Source organism: Sorangium sp. So ce362 (genome assembly GCF_051519845.1).
Classification (GTDB): Bacteria; Myxococcota_A; Polyangia; order Polyangiales; family Polyangiaceae; genus Sorangium.
This window is the reverse complement of record NZ_CP150332.1, coordinates 6,106,160-6,125,339: the sequence shown is the minus strand read 5'-3', so window position 1 is coordinate 6,125,339 and position 19,180 is coordinate 6,106,160. Positions and strand designations below refer to the sequence as shown.

15 protein-coding genes and 1 tRNA gene are annotated in these 19,180 nt (G+C 71.9%); 8 read left to right on the top strand and 8 right to left on the bottom strand.

Features of this window, described 5'->3' with window-relative positions; genetic code table 11:
- Positions 1-42 precede the first annotated feature (42 nt).
- From recJ to WMF17_RS23340, 5 genes are all read left to right on the top strand, one after another.
- On the top strand, positions 43-1,818 hold the full coding sequence (gene recJ, locus WMF17_RS23360) for a single-stranded-DNA-specific exonuclease RecJ (RefSeq protein WP_437643298.1): 1,776 nt from the start codon (positions 43-45) through the stop codon (positions 1,816-1,818).
- A 40-nt stretch (positions 1,819-1,858) separates the two neighbouring features.
- Positions 1,859-2,638: an ABC transporter ATP-binding protein gene (locus tag WMF17_RS23355; RefSeq protein ID WP_437643296.1), complete on the top strand. Its 780-nt coding sequence runs from the start codon at positions 1,859-1,861 to the stop codon at positions 2,636-2,638.
- A gap of 35 nt (positions 2,639-2,673) precedes the next feature.
- Positions 2,674-3,789, top strand: a complete 1,116-nt coding sequence (locus tag WMF17_RS23350) for an MlaD family protein (RefSeq protein ID WP_437595277.1) — start codon at positions 2,674-2,676, stop codon at positions 3,787-3,789.
- Positions 3,790-4,013: 224 nt separating this feature from the next.
- Positions 4,014-5,213, top strand: coding sequence for a pyridoxal phosphate-dependent aminotransferase (locus tag WMF17_RS23345; protein ID WP_437643294.1), 1,200 nt, complete (start codon positions 4,014-4,016; stop codon positions 5,211-5,213).
- A 337-nt stretch (positions 5,214-5,550) separates the two neighbouring features.
- A tRNA-Val gene (locus tag WMF17_RS23340) sits at positions 5,551-5,622 on the top strand.
- A 265-nt stretch (positions 5,623-5,887) separates the two neighbouring features.
- Here the strand turns inward: WMF17_RS23340 and WMF17_RS23335 are convergent.
- On the bottom strand, positions 5,888-6,853 hold the full coding sequence (locus tag WMF17_RS23335) for a hypothetical protein (protein WP_437595275.1): 966 nt from the start codon (positions 6,851-6,853) through the stop codon (positions 5,888-5,890).
- Between the two features lie 39 nt (positions 6,854-6,892).
- Positions 6,893-8,470, bottom strand: coding sequence for a TIGR02266 family protein (locus WMF17_RS23330; RefSeq protein ID WP_437643292.1), 1,578 nt, complete (start codon positions 8,468-8,470; stop codon positions 6,893-6,895).
- Between the two features lie 251 nt (positions 8,471-8,721).
- Here WMF17_RS23330 and WMF17_RS23325 point away from each other — a divergent pair, with 251 nt between their 5' ends.
- Positions 8,722-9,087 carry a PilZ domain-containing protein gene (locus WMF17_RS23325; RefSeq protein WP_437475591.1) on the top strand — a complete coding sequence of 122 codons (366 nt, stop codon included), beginning with the start codon at positions 8,722-8,724 and terminating at the stop codon, positions 9,085-9,087.
- Between the two features lie 206 nt (positions 9,088-9,293).
- On the opposite strand, the gene WMF17_RS23320 is transcribed toward WMF17_RS23325, so the two are convergent.
- The 6 genes from WMF17_RS23320 to pilB all read right to left on the bottom strand — a co-directional run bounded on the left by WMF17_RS23320 (position 9,294) and on the right by pilB (position 16,513).
- Positions 9,294-11,039, bottom strand: a complete 1,746-nt coding sequence (locus tag WMF17_RS23320; RefSeq protein WP_437643291.1) for a hypothetical protein — start codon at positions 11,037-11,039, stop codon at positions 9,294-9,296.
- Positions 11,040-11,173: 134 nt separating this feature from the next.
- Positions 11,174-12,331: an OmpA family protein gene (locus WMF17_RS23315; RefSeq protein WP_437595272.1), complete on the bottom strand. Its 1,158-nt coding sequence runs from the start codon at positions 12,329-12,331 to the stop codon at positions 11,174-11,176.
- Positions 12,332-12,339: 8 nt separating this feature from the next.
- Positions 12,340-12,618 carry a DUF4398 domain-containing protein gene (locus tag WMF17_RS23310; RefSeq protein ID WP_437302040.1) on the bottom strand — a complete coding sequence of 93 codons (279 nt, stop codon included), beginning with the start codon at positions 12,616-12,618 and terminating at the stop codon, positions 12,340-12,342.
- 154 nt (positions 12,619-12,772) lie between these two features.
- A complete protein-coding gene (lexA, locus tag WMF17_RS23305; RefSeq protein WP_437573024.1) occupies positions 12,773-13,465 on the bottom strand; it encodes a transcriptional repressor LexA in 693 nt (230 codons plus the stop codon).
- Positions 13,466-13,669: 204 nt separating this feature from the next.
- Positions 13,670-14,809, bottom strand: a complete 1,140-nt coding sequence (locus tag WMF17_RS23300) for a type IV pilus twitching motility protein PilT (RefSeq protein WP_437595271.1) — start codon at positions 14,807-14,809, stop codon at positions 13,670-13,672.
- Between the two features lie 3 nt (positions 14,810-14,812).
- Positions 14,813-16,513, bottom strand: coding sequence for a type IV-A pilus assembly ATPase PilB (gene pilB / locus WMF17_RS23295; RefSeq protein ID WP_437595270.1), 1,701 nt, complete (start codon positions 16,511-16,513; stop codon positions 14,813-14,815).
- A gap of 105 nt (positions 16,514-16,618) precedes the next feature.
- Here pilB and WMF17_RS23290 point away from each other — a divergent pair, with 105 nt between their 5' ends.
- A complete protein-coding gene (locus tag WMF17_RS23290) occupies positions 16,619-17,845 on the top strand; it encodes an FHA domain-containing protein (protein ID WP_437595269.1) in 1,227 nt (408 codons plus the stop codon).
- A complete protein-coding gene (locus WMF17_RS23285; RefSeq protein WP_437595268.1) occupies positions 17,842-19,176 on the top strand; it encodes a serine/threonine-protein kinase in 1,335 nt (444 codons plus the stop codon). The genes WMF17_RS23290 and WMF17_RS23285 overlap by 4 nt, the downstream gene beginning before the upstream one ends.
- Positions 19,177-19,180: the final 4 nt, after the last annotated feature.

The following is a 19,180-nucleotide window of genomic DNA, read 5'->3' as shown; positions in this document are numbered from 1 at the left end:
GGCCATGGACGCCTCCATCGCGCCGATGTACCGGCTCTGACGATGACGAGCACCTCCACGGAGGCCTGGAAGGAGCTCCCCGAGCGCGAGGCGCAGGCCCCCGCCTCGCGCGCGGCGCGGGATGGCGCGGGCGCGTCCGAGCGCATCGCGGACCCGGGCGAGGCGTCGCCCGAGGCGCTCGCGATGGCGCGCGAGCTCGGGCTGTCGATCACGGTGGCGGACATCCTGCACCGGGCCGGCCGAGCTCCTGACGAGGCGACCCGGCGCTTCCTCGATCCGCGGCTCTCGCACCTCACGCCGCCCGACGCCATGGCCGATCGCGAGGCGAGCGCCGACCGGATCGCGCGCGCCGTGCGCGCCGGCGAGCGGATCGCCGTCTTCGGCGACTACGACTGCGACGGGATCACCGCGACGGCCATCATGACGGGCGCGCTGCGCGCCCTCTCCGGCCAGGTCGTGCCGCTCCTCGCGACGCGCGCCGAGGGCAGCTACGGCCTCTCAGCGCCCGCGATGGAGCGCGTGATGCGCGCCTGCCCCACGCTGCTCATCACGTGCGACTGCGGCTCCAGCGATCACGAGCGGCTGGCCGCCGCGCGCGCGGCCGGCATCGACTGCGTCGTCATCGACCACCACCTCGTGCCGGCCGAGCCGCTCCCCGCGATCGCGTTCCTGAACCCGCACCGCGCCGACTGCGGCTTCCCGTACAAGGGGCTCGCGTCGTGCGGGCTCGCGCTCACGCTGCTCGCCGCCGTGCGCAAGAAGCTCGGCTCGTCGCTCGATCTCCGCCCCTACCTCGACCTCGTGGCCATCGGCACCGTCGCCGACGTCGCGCCGCTGACCGGTGACAACCGCGCGCTCGTGCGGGCCGGCCTCGGCGTGCTCCAGACCGGACCCCGGCCCGGGCTGCGGGCGCTCGCGGCGCTCGCCAACCTCGATCTCGGGCGCGGCGCGTCTGCCGAGGACGTCGCTTTCCGGATCGCGCCCCGCCTCAACGCGCCCGGCCGGCTCGGCGATCCCGACATCTCGCTGGAGCTGCTGCTCGCGCACGACAGCGTGACCGCCTCGGCGCTCGCCGCCACGGTGGAGCAGGCGCAGATGAAGCGGCGCGCCATCCAGGACGAGATGCTGGTGTCCGCGCTCGCCGAGATCGAGCGCGCCGGCTTCGAGCGGGATCCCGCGATCGTCATCGCGCGGCAGGGCTTCCACCCCGGCGTGGTCGGCATCGTCGCGGGCAGGATCACCTCCCGCTTCGGCAAACCCACGATCGTCATCGCCCTCGAGGGCGCGAAGGGGCGCGGCTCGGTCCGCGGTCCAGCCGGCGCGCGGCTCCACGACGCGCTCTCCCTCTGCCGCGCCGAGCTCGTCGGCTTCGGCGGCCACCAGGCGGCGGCCGGCGTCGAGGTGCGCGCCGACCGCGTCGAGGCGCTCCGGGCGGCGTGGTGCGACGCCTTCCGCGAGCAGGACCTCCCCGCCGCCTCGGCGCTCGCGGCCGCCCACGTCCGGCTCGACGATCGCGACGACCCGGCGGCCGTGGCGCGCGATCTCGAGCGGCTCGAGCCGTGCGGCGAGGGGAACCGCCCGGCGTACGTCCTCCTGGCGGGCGCGGCCGTGCGCTCGGCGAGGAACCTGAAGGGCCACCTCAAGCTGGAGCTCACCTTCGCCCGCCGCGAGATCTCGTGCTTCGGGCTCGAGCTGGGCGAGCTCGCGCCGCGGTTCACCGGCCGGAGCGTCGATGTGGTGGGCCGCCTCCGGCGCGACGCCTGGCGCGGCGGGGACGCCGTCGAGATCAGGATCGAGCATGTCGCCGCGGCCGATTGAGCGTTCGCGGCGGGCCTCGGCGGCGTGCTAGCGTGGGCGCGTGGCCGAGCCGCTGATCCGGTTCTCGCGTGTGCGCAAGGCCTTCGGTCCGAAGGTCATCTACCGCGACCTGAACCTCGAGGTGTACCCGGGCGAGACGCTCACCATCATGGGCGGCTCGGGCGTCGGCAAGAGCGTCATGCTCAAGCTGCTCATCCGACTGCTCGACGTGGACGATGGATCTATCCAGTTCCACGGTGAAGAGATCACGCGCGTGAGCGAGGCGCGCATCTCCGGGGTGCGCCAGCGCATCGCGATGCTGTTCCAGGGGGGCGCTCTGTTCGACTCGATCTCGGTCGGCGGGAACGTCGCTTACGGCCTGCACGAGCACTTCCGCAAGCAGATGACCGAGGCGCAGATCGCCGACCGGGTGAACTGGGCGCTGTCGCTCGTCGGCCTGCCCGGCATCGAGCAGATGCGCCCGGGGGACCTTTCCGGCGGCATGAAGAAGCGCGTCGGCCTCGCGCGCGCCATCGCGGTGCAGCCCGAGGTGCTGCTCTACGACGAGCCGACGACCGGACTCGATCCGATCAACACCGAGCGCATCAACCACCTCATCAAGGGGCTCAAGCAGGCCCTCAACGTCACGAGCATCGTGGTGACGCACGACATGAAGAGCGCGTTCTCGATCTCGGATCGGATGGCGATGATCTACCGCGGCGAGGTCATCGCGACCGGCACGCCGGACGAGTTCCGGGCGTCCAGAGATCCGCATGTCGCCGATTTCATCACCGGGACCGCCCCGATGAATGAGGACGTCCAGACGCTTCTCGGCACGTGACGATCCCTCCAAGATCGCGCAAGATGCCCGTCTGCATGGGCAGAGCGCGCGATCTGAAGGTCGGACTTTTTGTGCTGGCGGGCCTCGTGATGTCCGCCCTCGTCATTTTCCTGATAGGCGACGAGCGGCGGCTCTTCGACGCCTCCGTCGAGTTCACGACGAATTTCGGCGATGTGCAGGGTCTGAAGCCAGGCGCGCCCATCCGCATGGGCGGCATCGACATCGGTCACGTCGCCGAGGTCGCCTACGGCCCGGACCCGAAGGACACAAAGATCTATGTGAAGCTCGAGGTCGTCGAGAGCGAGTCGAGCCGGATCAAGACCGACAGCGTGGCCCAGATCGCGAACAAGGGCCTGCTCGGCGACAAGATGCTGGAGCTCACGAAGGGGCAGAGCCCCGATTCGGTGCCGCCGGGGGGCCACATCCCGGGCGAGGTCCCGACCGACGTGATGGGGAAGGTGACCGGGATGGCCGAGAAGGCCGAGGCGACGCTCGACAATATCCAGAAGGTCTCGGAGAGCATCGCCGACGAGCGCCTGCACAAGGACCTCCGCGAGACGGTCGCCTCGGCGAACACGCTGATGAAGCAGGTGACCGAGGGGGAGGGCTACCCGCACCGCCTCCTGACCGATCCCGAGGAGGCCGAGCGCATCTCGCGCACCCTGCAGAGCCTCGACCGCGTCGGCATGGAGCTCGCGAGCACGCTGCGCGAGGTGAGGGGCGTCGTCTCGCGCGTCAAGGAGGGGCCGGGGTTCGCGCACGACGTCATCTACGGCGACGGCCCGCAGAAGCAGGTCCAGCAGTTCGGGAACGCCGCGGACGAGGTCGCCATGACGCTGCGGGGTATCCGCGAGAGCGACAGCCTCGCGCACGACGCGCTCTACGGCGGCAAGGGCGACGGCGCCGAGGCGCTCGCCAACGTCACGGCGATGACCGGCGACCTCCGGGCGATCGTGCACGACATGAGGGCGGGCAAGGGGACCCTCGGCGCGCTCCTGGTGGATCCGTCGATCTACGAGGACATGAAGAGCCTCCTCGGCAATGTGCAGCGCAACGACGTGCTCCGCGCGCTCGTGCGCTACTCGATCAAGAAGGACGAGCAGAAGCCTGCAGTCCAGGTCGGCGGCACCACGCCGGCGCCCGCTCCCTAGGGCCGCGCGTCAGGTGTCCGGCGTGCGTGGCCGGGCTGCTGCGCCGCTTCGCGGCGGCTCCCCCGGGAGGCGTCGAGCGCCGTATCTGTCGCGTGGCGCGCGACGCTCGGGGCGCACGGCGGCGGAGCTCCCGCGGCGCGAGGCACATCCGGGTCGCCTGCGCAACCGCCAGGGGGGTAGCGCCTTGCGTTGTTCCGGTCCCCCCTTTATTCCTCGTTGTCCCCATGCCCACGAAGCTCGCTGACCGTCTGTCGGCCGTCGCGCCCAGTGCAACGCTCGCCATGGCGGCGAGGGTCGCGCGGCTCCGCGCCGAGGGACACGATGTCTACTCCTTCGGCGTGGGCGAGCCGGACTTCGACACGCCCGAGCCGATTCGCAGCGCGGCGAAGGCGGCGCTCGACGCCGGCGCCACCCATTACACGGCCGTGTCCGGTACACCCGAGCTGAAGTCGGCGATCTGCGCCGCGACCGAGCAGCACCGCGGATGGCGGCCGCTGCCGAGCCAGATCAACGTGAGCTGCGGCGCGAAGCATGCGCTGTTCAACCTCGCCGCCGCGCTCTTCGATCCGGGTGACGAGGTCGTCATCCCGGCGCCTTACTGGGTGAGCTATCCCGAGCAGGTGCGCCTGTTCGGCGCCACGCCGGTCATCGTCGAGACCACCGAGGCGACGGGCTTCCGCCTCACGGCGGACGCGCTCCAGGCCGCGCTGTCTCCGCGGGTGAAGGCGCTCGTCCTGTGCACGCCCTCGAACCCGACCGGCTCGGCGTATGCGGAGGAGCACCTGCTCCCGCTGGCCTCCGTGCTGCGGCGCCACGACTGCTGGATCATCGTCGACGAGATCTACGCCGACCTCACGTACGACGGCTTCCAGCACGTGTCGCTCCCCGCGCTCGCGGAGGACCTCGCCCCGCGCGTGATCGTCGTCGACGGGGTCAGCAAGACGTTCGCCATGACCGGCTGGCGCGTCGGCTGGAGTATCGCGCCGACCGAGGTCGCGAGGGCGCTCGACGTGGTCCAGGGCCAGAGCACAACGAACGCCGCCGCCGTGTCCCAGGCCGCCGCCGTCGCCGCCCTGAACGGCCCGCGCGACGCGGTGTTCGCGATGCGCGCGGCCTTCGCCCGGCGGCGCTCGCTCATGGTCGAGGGCCTCAACGCGGTCCCTGGGGTGCGCTGCCGGATGCCGGAGGGGGCCTTCTATGCGTTCGCCGACGTACGGGGGCTCTGCGGGCGCTCTTTCCAGGGGAGGACGCTCGCGAGCGACGAGGACGTGGCGACGTGGATGCTGGAGCAAGCGCACGTGGCCGCGGTCGCCGGCACCCCCTTCGGTGCACCCGGCTATCTTCGGTTCTCCTACGCCTGCGACGAGGACCACATCGAAGCGGGCCTCGCCGCGCTCCGCCGCGCCGTCGCGGCGCTCGATTGACGGATCGCGGACCCCTGGGCCGATCCCCGGGGCGCGGTTTCGAGGCCGCGGCGCCGGCTCCGCCCGCTCGAGGGCGCGACCGAGAAGGGATGCGGAAGCGGCTGCTTGCCTGGATCCACCCCCCTCGCGGTCGGCGCGTCAGGGCGCGCGACGGCGCGCGGCCGAGCCTCGCCGAGCCTCTCCGCCGGAGCCGTGAGGGACGGCCCGCTGGCGCCCGATTTGCCGAGCACCGCGAGGAAGTTCGCTGTCGGCAGCGAGTTCTTCTTGTCGAATGCCGATGTCTGGGTTAAAAGCGCCACGTCTTTCCGAAACGGCCGGGTGACAACCGGCTGGCATCGGGCGCATAACTCAGCGGTAGAGTGCGTCCTTCACACGGACGAAGTCGCAGGTTCAAGTCCTGCTGCGCCCACCCCGATTCGCCCCCCGCGCGAGCTGGTCCAACGCATCGAGTCGCCCGCGCGACGATGCCGCCAGCGGCAGGCGCTGGGCAGCTGGGCCGATGCGTCGTGTCGAGCGTGGTGCAGCTCGCGCCGTGTGCCTCCCGTTCGCATCGGGGGACGTGCCGTCGCGACCCGTCGCGCGTTGCCTAGGCGACGCCCCTGCCTGTCGTCGCGACCTCGGCGGCGACGAGGCCCGCAGGCCGACGCCCGTGTGCCCGAGGCGAGGCGCAGACGTCAGGGCGCAGGGGGCGCCGCGGGCGGGGTTGCGGCCGCCTTGTCGTTCTTGCGCCTCTCGATGACGCCGGCCGTCGCGCGCAGATCCTTGGCGACGGCGCCGCACTTGATGCAGCGGCGCGTCCGCTGGCCCGCGCAGCGCTGCGGGGTGAGCAGCTGCTTGATGTAATGGAGCGAGCGGACATCGCCCTCCTCGCGCATCCTGGCGATCAGCGCCTTGGTGGGGCACCCCGTGAGCCGGCGCAGGTCGTCCGCGACGAGCAGCGCCGGCGACGCGAGCTGACGCACGCTGCTGTCGAGCAGCCGCGTGCTCGCGTGGTCCCTGGGCCAGTCGCCGAACTTCGGCGCGGTCACCACCTCGTAGAGCAGGTCGGGGCCGCGGCTTCCCATGTGCTTGGCCATCAGATCGAGCGCCGTGAGGGCGACGTCCGGGGGGCCGTTCGCGGCCCTCAGGATGAACTGCTTGAGCTCGTCGATCCCGGTCTCCTCGGGGGCGATCTCGAACAGCCGCTTCGCCGTGAGCAGCGCGGCCGCCACCGTCGCCTTCTCGCGCCCTTGCGCGACCGCGAGCGCCCGGAGGACCGCGGGGTCTTCCGGATACCGCTGCGCGAGCGCGCCGAGCGCAGCGGCCCCCGTGGCCTGGGCGCGCTCGAGCTCCGCGGGCTGCGCGCGGGCGGGCTCCGCCTTCGCGGGGGCCTCGGGCTCCGCGGGCTCGCTCGCGGCCGCCGGCTCGGGCGCCGGTACGCTGGCGCGGTCGCTGCCGCTGGGGGCGGCGGTCGGCACAGGCCTCTGCGCCCCGCTGAGCTCCCCTTCGAGCACGGTCACGGCCGTCGGGTTGCGGAGCGCGACCGCGCCGCAGACGAGGCCGGTGGCGACCAGCAGGCCCAGCGCGGCCAGGGGGGCGGCCGCCTTCGGGCGACCCAGCCCCGGCCCCGGTTCATCGACGTGGCTACCCGAGCCGCTCATTGCCGCCGCCTCTCCCGCGGGTGACCCACGGCCTCGTCCTCAACCGTAGGGATCGTCGTTCTTCGGCGCGGCAGGCCTCGGCCTGGGCGCCGGCCTGGGCGCCGGCGTGGCCGCCGGCTTGGGGGCGGCGGGCTCGGCGGTCGCCGTGGGCGCTGCCGGCTCGGCGGTCGCCGTGGGCGCTGCCGGCTCGGCGGTCGCCGTGGGCGCTGCCGGCTCGGCGGTCGCCGCGGGGGCCTCGACGGTGGGCGTGGGCGTAGGCGCCGCGGTCACCTCGGGGGCCGCTGCGGGCGCAGCGGGCGCCGTGGGCGCGGTCGTGTCCGTCGCCGCGGGCACGATCTCGGTCGGCCGGGGCTTCTCCTCCGGAGCCTCGGGCTTCGCCGCGGGCTGCTCCGGCGCGGGCGCGGCCGGCGCGGGTGCGGTCGGCTTGGGGTCGCTCTGGCCGAACACGAGCCAGAGCGCGCCGCAGAGCGCCGCCGCGACCAGCAGGATCGTGAGCAGCCGTCCGGTTCCGCTGCTCTCCTCTTCCTGCGCGAGCGGGGTCTTGCCCGTGGCTGCGGTCTTGGCGGCGACCGCCTTGTCGTCCTTCGGCTTGGCTGCCACAGGCTTTGCCCTGGCCGGCTCGTCGGCCGCCTTCTCTTCCTGGCGCGCGGGCTTGCCGTGCAGCTCCTCGGCCGGCGTCCTGTCCGCCTCCTCCGCCGGCTTCTTCGCCGCGGCGACCTTGGCTGCTCTCGCCTCGGCCGCGGGCAGATCGTCCCGCGTTTCCCTCTCGTTCGCCAGCTGCGCGACCGCCGCGACAGGAACGGCCGCTGGCTCGGCCAGCGGCTTCGCCCGCTCTTGCTTCGGCACCGGCGCGGGCTCGGCCTTCTTCGGCGGGGTGGCGATGAGCGGCTCCTTGGACGCGCCGATCTCGTCCAGCGAGCCGCCGGCCTCGGCGAGCGCCTGCTTCAGCAGCTCGGCCGCCTGCTTCATCATCGTCCGCTCGTCGGGCGGCGGCATCTCCTTCTCGGGGTTCGTCTGCGGGAAAAAGCCGCCGGCCTCCGCGGGGTCGGCCTTCTTCACCGCGTCGCTCTTGCCCGCGTCGCCCTTCGAGGTCGCCCCGATCGAGCCGAGCCCCAGCATCGTCGACGCCCGCTTCGCCTGCGCGGCCTTCGCGGCCGCAGGCTCGGCCTGCGGCGCGGGCGCGGTCGTGGTCGCCGCCGCGGCCGCGGGCTCCGGCGCCTCGTCGCCCAGCTCGGTGCGGTCCGTGATGCCGGCCTCGAACGCCGACCCGGCGCCCTGCTGCGCGTCGACCAGGCGGGTGATGACGGCCTTGGACTTCTCATCGATCTTGATGAACTTCACGCCCATGCCGGACGGGTGCGCGTCGCTCGCCTGCGCAGGCTCCCGCTTCCATACGACGCGACCGACGCCGGCGATGACGGCCTGCTCGTCCAGCAGACGGATCTCGAACTTGAGCAGCGTGCCGGCGGGGAAGGGCGACGGCGTCTTGATGAAGATGCCGCCCCGGCTCACGTCATGCGAGTGGTGCTCGATGAACTCGTCGACCGTGGCGCTCTTGTAGCGCACGGTCATCTGCAGCACCCTCGCTCGCGGATCTTTGCGTGTGTCCTGGGCCATCAGGGTAGAACTCCCGTCTACTTCGCGACTCGCTCCTGCGGATCTCGTCCGCATGTTACCCAAGGTTCGCCGCGAAGCCCAAAGGCTAACACGTGACGGTCGCTTTACCGAACGCGGCCATGGGCTACCGGGCGAGCATGCTGTTCGTGCGCGCGTGCTCGCGCCCGTGCCCGCGCGCTGCGGGACATGTGAACCGAGCCTGCGCGCGCGCCTCTCGTGATATGTTCGCGCCGACTGGAGAATGCGCCGGGATGGCTGTCCGGGACCACTTTCGCGCTCATGCGCGGCGACGCGTCGATCTTGGGGCGACGCTGCGCGATAGGCAGTCGTTCGAGGAGCACGGCGTTCGCATCCGCGATCTGGGGCTGGGCGGCGCCGGCATCGAGCTGTCCGAGGCTCAGCTCGCGTCGGAGCTCCTGGATCCCGAGGCCTCGGTGACGCTCGAGGTCACCACGCCGAACCTCTGGGATCCGCTGAGCCTCCGCGGCCGGATCGCCTGGATCCGCCGCGGGCCGGCGGGGAGACCGGCCCGCGGGGGCGTTCGCTTCGAGCATCACGACGCCGGGGCGCTCTACGCGCTCTACCAGCTGCTCGGCACCGAACGCTTCGACCTCTAGCGCGGGGGGCGGCCGCTTCGGATACGGGCCCATCTCGGCGTTTTCGGTGCTCGGCGTACGAGAGTACGCCTGCGCGCCGAAAACGCCGATCTGGGCCCGTCTCCTGTGCGGCCGCCCCCCGCGCTGTGGAGGGAACGGGGGAACCGGGGGGCTTGGCGTGGCGGAGCTCGCCTGCGTGGCGAGAAGGTCGCTGAAGGCGCGGGGCGCTAGAGGGCGAACACCGGGCCGATGGTCGGCGCTATGACGAGGCCGAGCGTCGGCCACATCAGCATGACCTTCACCTCGGCGGACACACCGAAGTGCGGGGTGATGCCATAAACCACACCGGCGCCGGCCGCCGAGAAGTTCAAACCGGTGATCTGGTAGGCGTCGAGGTCCTCCACGAAACGGGTGTTCGACGGACACCTGCTGCTGCCGCTCCCCGCCAGCGGCGTTAGGTCCTCCGTCCGACGATCGCACACATCCACGGGCACAGAGGCGTTCACCTGGGCCAGGCCAATGGGTGACAGGAACCCATACGGGCGGAATCCACCCTTCTCGACAATCCGATCTCCGAGGAGAAAGTACGTGACGCGGAGCTCCCCGTGGAGCGGCAGGAAGCTGCGCGCCTGGGGATGCGGGTTTTCCTTGTCCGGCCACTGCGTCTTCTCCGCCTCCGAGGTAGGCGAGCCGCCGAAAGCGAACCCGACCCGCGCGCCCACGAGCAGCGGCAGACTCGAGAAGAGCTGCCGGTCGTACGACAGCATCACGCGCCACCCACCCAGGCTCAGGCCACCCTTGACCCCGTTCGTTCCGGGGAGATCCGCCGGCTCGCCGTAGAACTGCTTGCCGCCGCTGCCCGGATAGAAGCAGGCGTAGGCGGCGTCGCTGCCCGAGCAGACGTAATCCGTGCCGCGCACGAGGAGCAGGTCGAGCCCACCCCAGAGGCCGATCACGTTGCGGTTGCCCTTGCCGCTGGCGGCCCTACCGCCCCCGCCTTCGGTCCCCTGCTCGCAGGTCCCGTTCAGGCAGACGAGCCCGGACTGGCACTCCACGGTCTCCTCGCAGGCCGAGCCCCAGTCCTTGTCCCCGCGCTCGCCGCCGGCCTCGGGGCAACCGGGCAGGCCAGGCGGGCAATCCTCTTTCGCGGCGCACCGCTTCGGCGGCTCCTGGCCGGGGAGAGACGGCTCCTGCTCGATCTCGTTCTTGATCGGCACCCGGTGCGGCGCCTGCATCGAGCCGGCGGTGCCCACCGGGTCGCCCGCCTCGTCCCGCAGGATCACGAAATACCGGAGTTCGCCGGTCGTCGTGGCATCCTCGCAGGGGATCTCCGCCCCGAAGCCGCTCCCCATGCTCGTCATCTCGAGCGACTTCCACTTGGGCGAGCCGAACGGCTTGTACCGCACCGTCGCCTTGGACGCGTCGATCTCCTCCGGGATCTCGACATAGACGGGCACCGGCGTGTTGACCGCCTGCTCCGCCACCGGCGTGTGCGGGACGTCGCCCGCGGCAGCCTTCGCGGGCCTGCCGCCCTCGCCCTGCGACTCATCCGCCGGCTTCCTGGCGCCCTGCGCCTCCTTCTGGGCGTCCTTGAACGCCTGGGCCAGCTCGGTCGTCGTCAGCGCGTCGATGAGCGCCGCCTTCGGGTCGGCCCGGAGCGCCAGCACGAACTCCGCCTTGGCCTGATCCAGCTTGTCGCCGCCGCCGTACACCGTGCCGAGCGCGATGTGCAGCTTGCCGATCACCGGCTTCGTGCACGCGCCCTTCGCGCACTTCTTCAGGGCGACTTTGAGCTTCTTCTCCGCCTTGTCGAACTCGACAGAGAGATAGTCATCGTCCATCGCCTGGTTGTGCAGCTTCATCGCCTCCGCGTCCCTCTCGCCGGCGGCGCTGGCCGCCGCCGGCGCGCCGAGGACGAGCAGCGAAGTCAGTGCGAACGCGAGGCGACCGCGGCGTGAGCGACAAGAAAACACGGGTTCGAACCTCCAGGAAATGCTGGGGACGGGCTCTTGCTTTTGAGAATCCGAGCCGGATCCGGCTCCAGAACGGCGCGGTCGAGATCGCGCGTACCCCCCACACGCCGGGCGGCGCTCCAGCAGCTGCTTGCCTACTGCGCGCCACCCTCCGTGCGGACGAACTGCACGCGCCGGTTCAGGGCGCGGTTCTGATCGGACGTGTTCGGCACGATCGGCTGCTCCATCCCGTAGCCCTTCGACGTCAGCCGGGCCTCGTCGACCCCCTTGGCCACCAGGTACTTCTTCACCGAGGCCGCGCGCCGATCCGACAGCTTCTTGTTGTACGCCGCGGCGCCCTTGTTGTCGGTATGCCCCTGGATCTCGATCCTGATCTTCGGGTTCTGCTGGAGGACCTCCACCACGGCGTCGAGGATCGGGAAGCTCTCGGGCCGGATCTTGTCCCTGTCGAACTCGAAGTGGATCTGCTGCGTGATCTTGATCTCCTTCTCGGTGACGATGACCAGGCTCGGCTTCTTCGGGCAGCCCGGCTTGTCTCCGCCGACCACGCCCGGCTCGTTCGGGCACTGGTCCTCGAGATCGACCACCGTGTCCTGGTCGTTGTCCGGCTCCGGGCAACCGTCGGCGTCCTCGTAGCCGTCCGGGTCCTCCGGGTCGTTCATGCAGCTCTTGCCGGTGCTGTCCTTGTCGTTCAGGTCGGGGACCGTATCGAGATCGTTGTCGAGCTCGGGGCAGCCGTCCTCGTCGAGGTAGCCGTCCTTGTCCTCGGGCAGGAGCACGCAGCTGTCCTTGCTGTCCGTGATGCCGTCGCCGTCGGTGTCCGGATCGTCCGGGCAGCCGTCGTCGTCCTGGAAGCCGTTCCACGTCTCGGCATCGCAGGGGCACTTCTTGTCCTGCGGATCGAGCAGCCCGTCGCCGTCGCAGTCGCCGGGCGTGGGGGGCGGCGCCTCCTCGACGAACCCGCGCTCGGCGCACTTCTGCGGCGGCGAGAGATCGTAGGCGGCGTGCGTGTTCGCCTTCGCGATGTCGAGGTGCTCCTTGGCGCGAGCGAAGAAGCCCTGATCGAGCTCGACCGTGGCGAACGACAGGTGCGACTTCGCCATCGCCAGCTCGCGCGGCGCGCAGCGGAGCGCGCCGTTGCGCTCCGCCTGCTTCGCGATGGTGCTCAGCGCCTCGATGTCGCCGCGCATGACCGGCACCTGCGCGCACGAGAGCGCGGACCCCGCGATCATCACGACGGCGATGGCGCCGGCGCCGGCGCGACGAGCGCGGTGGGAAGGTCGACGCTTCATCCGAATGCTCATCGACCCGCGCCCTCGTGTGCCTGCTTCGCCAGGGTGATCGCCTTGTCCGCGTACTCCTCCGCGACGTCGGCGAAGTCGATCGCGTCGCCGTAATCGGCGGCCGCGGCCTCCTCGCGCGCCTTCCAGAGGTGCTCTCGCGCGGTGTAGTACTCGTACGGCGCGTACTTCGCCGCCCCGAGCGCCTCCGCCGTCTCGAGCTTGCTCGAGGCCGAGTTCGCGGTGAATGCGTAGATGGCGCCGCCGCAGCCGCTCGTGAGAGCGGCCGCGAGCACCATGCCCGCGCCTGAAATCCAAATCCCGAATCGCCGCCCGTGCGTCGTCACGATCGCGTTCTTTCTGGAGCGGGCCCGTTGGACCGTCCGCCCGGTCGTCGCGACGCTACCAAGGGCGCTCGGCGCGCGTCAACCGGCTCGGGAAGAGGGGAGGAGGTTAGAGCTTCCGGTAGACGCCCACGACCACGCCGAGGAGCATCGCGGGCTTGAAATCGCTCGCCCGGACCAGGATGGGCGCCATCGCCGCGTTGGCCGGCTGGAAGCGCACGTAGTCCTTCTCGGGGAAGAAATATTTCACGGTGGCCTCGTCGCCGATCAGCGCCACCACGATGTCGCCGCGCTGCGCGGTGAGCTGCCGGCGGACGAAGATGTAGTCGCCGCTGAAGATGCCCGCCTCGATCATCGAGTCGCCCGTGACGCGCAGGCCGAACACCTCGCGCCCGCCGCGCACGAGCGTCCGCTCGATCCGGACCGTATCGAGGACGTGCTCCTCGGCGAGGAGCGGCAGGCCCGCGGCGATCCGGCCGACGACCGCGATCTCGACGAGGTCGTCGTCCTGGTCGTTCGCAGGGGCGTCGTTGCCGCCGGCCACCAGCGCGCCGCGGAGCTCGGCGCCGCCGCTCGTGCCGCCGCCGTCGAGGTCGCGCGGCCGGAGGGCGCGCGACTTCATGTCCTCGCGGGTGAGGTAGCCCTTGCGCTCGAGCGCCCGGAGGTGATCGTTCACCCCGTTCGTCGAGCGGATCCCCATATGCGCGCCGATCTCACGCAGCGTCGGCGGGTACCCGCGCTCGGTGATCGACTGCCGGATATAGTGAAGCACCTGCTGTTGCCGCTCGGTGAGCCCCTGCATCGGGCGGAACCTACTGAACGGTTGGGTAGATGTCAAAAAAGTGTGGAGGTCTCTCTCCACAGGGCCGAATTTGCCGCGATCTTCGGGGGGCCGGCGTGGCGCGCGGGCGCGGCTGACCCCGTGGCGCGGGCCGCGCGGTGAGCCGGGGGGCGCGTCGAGCGTGCAGGGTGAACCGAAGGGCAGGGGCCCCTGATCCTGTCGGCTTCAGGTCGGCTTCGGGAGGTTGTTCCGCGAGCTCATGGCCTGGCGGGGCTCGAGCATCGCCCGGATCTCGTCTGCGTCGGTGGCGGCGGCGAACATCTCCTCCAGCGTGATCATCCGGCGCTGGTAGAGGGAGACGAGCGACTGCGCCATCGTCTGCATCCCGCTGCCGGACTGGCCCACCTGCATCTGCGAGTAGATCTGGTGGAGCTTGTCCTCCCGGATGAGGTTCCGGATCGCCGCGTTCGGGATCATGACCTCCATCGACATGACGCGCCCCGGGCCGTTCGCGCGCGGCAGGAGCAGCTGCGTCATCACGGCGACGAGCGTGAAGGACAGCTGCTGGCGCACCTGCGACTGCTGGTGCGGCGGGAAGACGTCGATGATGCGGTTGATCGTCGAGATCGCCGAGTTCGTGTGGAGCGTGGCGAACACGAGGTGGCCCGTCTCGGCGATCGTCAGCGCCGACTCGACCGTCTCCAGGTCGCGCATCTCGCCGACGAGCACGACGTCCGGATCCTGGCGCAGGGCGTAACGCAGGGCGTCCTTGAACGACGCGGTGTCGGAGCCGATCTCGCGCTGGTTCACGAGCGAGAGCTTGTGCGGGTGCAGGTACTCGATCGGATCCTCGATCGTGAGGATGTGGAGGCGCTGCTCGGAGTTGATCTTGTCGATGATGCTCGCGAGCGTGGTCGTCTTGCCCGAGCCGGTCGGGCCGGTCACGAGCACGAGGCCGCGGGGCTTGGCGGTGATGTCGAGCACGACCGGCGGCAGGCCCAGCTCGTCGAAGTTCATGATCCGGAAGGGGATCTGCCGGAAGGCGGCCGCCACGGCGCCGCGCTGCATGTAGATGTTCGCGCGGAAGCGGGCGAGCCCCTTCATGCCGAACGACAGATCGAGCTCGCTGCGCTGCTCGAACGTCGTCACCTGCTCCTCGTTCAGCACCGAGTAGCAGAGCTGCTTCGTGTCGCTCGGCATCAGCGGCGGGAGCTTGAGCGGCACCACCGTGCCGTCGATGCGCAGGAGCGGCGGCGTGCCGCTCGTGATGTGCATGTCGCTCGCGCCCTTCTCCACCATCGCGCGGAGGAGCTGCTGGAGCGTGTACCTGAGGCCCTCCTGCTGTCCGACAAGCTCGGTCGTCATGCGCTAGTCCCCCATCGTCACGCGGCCGACCTCCTCGGTCGTGGTGACGCCTGCCAGCACCTTCTCGATCCCGCTCATCCGGAGCGTCAGCATCCCGCCCTTGATGGCCGCGGCCTTGAGCTCGGCCGTGGACGCGCCCTGGAGGACCATCTCCTTCAGCGAGTCGGTGAAGCGCATGACCTCGTAGAGCGCGACGCGGCCCTTGTAGCCCGAGCCGTTGCACGTCTTGCAGCCGCCGCCGCGGACGAGATCCGCGCGCGCCACCTGCTGCTCGGTGAAGCCGAAGTCGAGGAGCACCGCCGAGTCCAGGCGCAGCGGGACGCGGCAGTCGGCGCAGATCTTGCGCGCGAGGCGCTGGGCGAGCACGAGGTTCACGCTGGCGGTGATGAGGAACGGCTCGACGCCCATGTTGAGGAGGCGCGAGATCGTCGAGGGCGCGTCGTTCGTGTGCAGCGTCGAGAGCACGAGGTGGCCGGTGAGCGCCGCCTTGACGGCGATCTCGGCGGTCTCGAAGTCGCGGATCTCGCCGACCATGATGATGTCCGGGTCCTGCCGCAGGAAGGAGCGCAGCGACATCGCGAAGTTGAGCCCGATCTCGTCGTGCATCTGCACCTGGTTGATGCCGTGCAGGTTGTACTCGACCGGATCCTCGGCGGTGCTGATGTTCGAGCCGATCTGGTTCAGGTCCGAGAGCGCCGAGTAGAGCGTCGTCGTCTTGCCGGAGCCGGTCGGGCCGGTGACGAGGACCATGCCCCACGGCTGGCCGATCGCCCACTTGAAGTCCCCGAGCGGCTTCGGGTCGAAGCCGAGCTTCGCCATGTCGAGCTGCAGGTTCGACTTGTCGAGGAGGCGGAGGACGATCTTCTCGCCCCAGATCGTCGGGAGCACGGAGACGCGGAAGTCCATCTCCCGGCCCCGGCCCATCTTCAGCTTGATGCGGCCGTCCTGCGGGAGCCTCCGCTCGGCGATGTCGAGCGAGCTCATGATCTTGAGGCGGCTCGCGATCGCGTTCTTCAACTTGATCGGCGGCTGCATCTCCTCCATCAGCACGCCGTCGATGCGGTAGCGGACGCGGAGCTTCTTCTCGTACGGCTCGACGTGGATGTCGCTCGCCCCCTTCTTGATGGCGTTCAGGAGGATCGCGTTGACGAGCCGGACCACGGGCGCGCCCTCGGCGGCCTTCTCCAGCTCGAGGACGTTCAGGTCGTCGGCCTCGACCTGGAAGCCGACCTCCTCCTCCCCGAACTCGCTCAGCACCTCGTCGTAGGAGGGCCCGACGTTGTAGGAGCGCTCGATCGCCTCGGTGATGCCCGTCTCGGACGCGACGACGGGCTCGACGTTGAAGCCCGTCAGGAACTTGATGTCGTCGATGGCGTGGAGGTTCGTCGGATCGGCCATCGCCACGACGAGCGCCGTGCCCGACCGGGAGATCGGGATGATCTTGTGCTTCTCGCAGACGTCCCGCGAGACGAGGCGCGAGACCTCCGCGTCGATCTCGTACTCGTCGAGGGCGACGGCCGGGACGCGGTACTGCGTCGAGAGGAAGCTCGTGATCTCGCCGTCGGAGATGTACCCGAGCTTGGCGAGGGCGTAGCCGAGGTTCTGACCTGTCTTGCGCTGTTCCTCCTGGGCCTGCCTGAGCTGCTGGAGGCTGATGAGCTTTTCGCGGACGAGCAGTTCGCCGAGGCGGTTGGTTGTCGACATCGAGGCCGCAAATCCTGCGGGTGGCGAGGGAGGGAGTCAACGCTGGCGGTTGGGGCCCGCGCGCATCAAGGGTAGGATGGCGGCTGGTGGTGAGGATGGCGCTGCGTGAGTCTCTTTGAGTGGTTCGGGCTCAAGCGGGGGGACAGCCGGCGCCGGGCGGCAGAGGCCAGGGAGCTGGCCGGCGATCTCGCGGGGGCGGTCGAGCTGTATCTCGAGGCCGGGATGCCGGACGACGCCGCCCGCGTCCTGCTCCTCCGCGCCGACGCCGAGCGGAGCGTCGAGAAGCGGATCGCCTTCTGCGCGTCGGCGTCCCGCACGGCGGAGAGCCCCGAGCTGAAGCGCGCGGCGCTCGGGCGCAAGGCGATGCTCGCGTTCGACCTGGTGCGCGCGCGGGAGGCGAGCGCGATGCGGAGCGAGGTGCTGGCGGTCGCGCGCGAGCTCGAGGCGGCGGGGGAGCTCGAGCGCGCGGCGGACGCGTACGCCCTGGTCGGCGACAACGAGTCGGAGGCGCGCGTGCTGGCCGCGGCGGGCGCGATCGACCGGCTCGAGGAGCGGCTCCGCGTCTCGATGACGGCCGAGAGGGACCAGCGCGAGCTCGCGGCGGCGCTGACGAGGATCGCGGATCTCGACCGGATGGCGGAGCGCCGCGAGGCGATCGCGGTGGCCGAGGCGTGGGGCGGCGGCGGCCGCGGCGGCGAGCAGGTGGCCGACGCGCTGCGCGCGATCCGGGCGCGGCTCCTCTCGGGTCCGCTCCTCTCGATCGAGCTCGGCGGCGCCCTCGTGCGGTGCGCCCTCGGCGACGAGGTCACGATCGGCCGCGGCGAGGCGACCCTCGTCGTCTCGTCCCGCGCCGTCAGCAGGACGCACGTGCGGATCCGGCGCGGCCCGTCCGGCATCGAGGTCGAAGATCTGGGGACGCGCAACGGGACGACGCTGGCCGGCGCGCGGCTCACGGCGCCGCTGCCCGTCGGCCGTGGCGTGCAGATCCTGCTCGGCGGGGAGGTGCCGTGCGCGATCGCGCCCGGGATCGGGCAGGGCTGCGTGGTGGCGATCGCGGGCGAGCGCTTCACGGCGCCGCTCGGCGATCTGCCGGTCGGGCCGTGGCGGCTCCGCCTCGAGCGGGCGGGCGCTTCGGCGTTCGTCGCGCTGAAGACGCCGCCGGGGGCGCCGCCGCCGTTCCTCGGCGACTACCAGCTCGCGCCGTCCGTCGAGCTCTGCGCGGGCGACGCGATCGCCGCGTCGCGCGGCGGGACGCCGGTCTTCCGGCTGCCCGCCGCGGGCCAGGCCGCGTCGATGCGGCGCGACGGCGGCGCGGAGGGCGGGCCGGCATGAGCCTGTGGCGGCGGCTCAAGGAGCGGCTCGGCGGCGGCGGCGCGGCGGAGGGCGGCGCGCCGCCGCCCGGCGGTGCTGCGCCGGCCGCGCCGGACGCCGGGCGCGGCGCGCGCCCGGCGCGGCCGGCGGCGGACGCGCGGGGGCGCGCGGCGCGCGAGGACGGCGGCGACGACATCGCGCGCCTGCGGAGCTCCGGCACGCGGGACGCGCCCTCGACGGACGAGGTGATCGCGATCCTGCGGCGCGCGCGCGGGACGCTGCGCGAGGCCGAGGCCGTGGCGCACCTCGTCGCGGCGATGGCAGAGCGGGTGCTGCCGGATCCGATCCGGGTGGCGTGCGCCGACCTGCTCGCGGCCCGGGGCGACGAGCTGGGCGCGCTCTCCGTGCTCGAGGGCGCCGCGTCGCGCGAGCGCGGCGGCGGGTCGCGCGCGCAGCCGGTGTCCTCGACCGAGGGGCTCGTCCTCGCGGCCGACCTCTACGCGTCGCTGGGGCAGCTCCCGCGGGCGGTCGGCGCGATCGAGCGGGTGCTCGCCCGGGAGATCGACGCGCCCGGCGCGCGCGAGCGCCACCACCGCTGGCGTGCGGCGCTCGGCGCGGAGCGGCCCGCGGCGGCCCGCGTGGAGGACGTGACCGTCGTCGCGCCCTCGGCGGGCAAGACCCCGTTCCGCCTGCTCCGCGAGGTGGCGCGCGGCGGCGCCGGCGTCGTCTACGAGGCCGAGGACGAGGTGCTCGGCCGGCGCATCGGGTTCAAGGTCTACCACGGGCGCGGCGGCGACCGGTCGCACCTCGCCCGCGAGGTGCGGCTCGCCGCGGCGCTCGCGGGCCCCGGCGTGGTGCGGGTGTTCGACGCGGACCCCGACGAGGGGTGGATCGCGCTCGAGTGGATCGCGCGCGGCTCGGTCCGGGACGCGCTCCGCGCCGGCGACGCGGCGGCGCTCGCGCCGGTCGCGCGGTGGGCGCGCCCGCTCGCCCGCGCGCTCGCCCGCATCCATGAGCGCGGCTACGTCCACGCCGACGTCAAGCCGGCCAACGTGCTCCTGCGCAGCCTCGCCGAGCCCGTGCTCAGCGACTTCGGGCTGGCCCGGCCCCGCGGCGCGCCGTCGGCCGGCGGCAGCCCGGGGTACGTCTCGCCGGAGCGGCTCGCCGGGCGGCCGAGCGACCCGCGCGACGATATCTACGGCTACGGCCGCGTGCTCGAGGACGTCCTCGTGCGCCTCGAGCCGCTCGGGGGCGAGGGGCTGGCTCCCTGGAAGGAGCTGTCGCTGCGGTGCCTCGGCCCCGACGACGAGCGCCCGCAGGACGGCGCGGCGCTCGTCCGGACCGTCTGCTGAGCTC

What these genes read in the sequence shown, in the direction of transcription:
- recJ (WP_437643298.1), top strand. Translation starts at nt 43, where the DNA reads ATGACGAGCACCTCCACGGAGGCCTGGAAGGAGCTCCCCGAGCGCGAG.
- WMF17_RS23350 (WP_437595277.1), top strand. Translation starts at nt 2,674, where the DNA reads ATGGGCAGAGCGCGCGATCTGAAGGTCGGACTTTTTGTGCTGGCGGGC.
- WMF17_RS23345 (WP_437643294.1), top strand. Translation starts at nt 4,014, where the DNA reads ATGCCCACGAAGCTCGCTGACCGTCTGTCGGCCGTCGCGCCCAGTGCA.
- WMF17_RS23335 (WP_437595275.1), bottom strand. Translation starts at nt 6,853, where the DNA reads ATGAGCGGCTCGGGTAGCCACGTCGATGAACCGGGGCCGGGGCTGGGT.
- WMF17_RS23330 (WP_437643292.1), bottom strand. Translation starts at nt 8,470, where the DNA reads ATGGCCCAGGACACACGCAAAGATCCGCGAGCGAGGGTGCTGCAGATG.
- WMF17_RS23325 (WP_437475591.1), top strand. Translation starts at nt 8,722, where the DNA reads ATGGCTGTCCGGGACCACTTTCGCGCTCATGCGCGGCGACGCGTCGAT.
- WMF17_RS23315 (WP_437595272.1), bottom strand. Translation starts at nt 12,331, where the DNA reads ATGAAGCGTCGACCTTCCCACCGCGCTCGTCGCGCCGGCGCCGGCGCC.
- WMF17_RS23310 (WP_437302040.1), bottom strand. Translation starts at nt 12,618, where the DNA reads ATGGTGCTCGCGGCCGCTCTCACGAGCGGCTGCGGCGGCGCCATCTAC.
- lexA (WP_437573024.1), bottom strand. Translation starts at nt 13,465, where the DNA reads ATGCAGGGGCTCACCGAGCGGCAACAGCAGGTGCTTCACTATATCCGG.
- WMF17_RS23300 (WP_437595271.1), bottom strand. Translation starts at nt 14,809, where the DNA reads ATGACGACCGAGCTTGTCGGACAGCAGGAGGGCCTCAGGTACACGCTC.
- pilB (WP_437595270.1), bottom strand. Translation starts at nt 16,513, where the DNA reads ATGTCGACAACCAACCGCCTCGGCGAACTGCTCGTCCGCGAAAAGCTC.
- WMF17_RS23285 (WP_437595268.1), top strand. Translation starts at nt 17,842, where the DNA reads ATGAGCCTGTGGCGGCGGCTCAAGGAGCGGCTCGGCGGCGGCGGCGCG.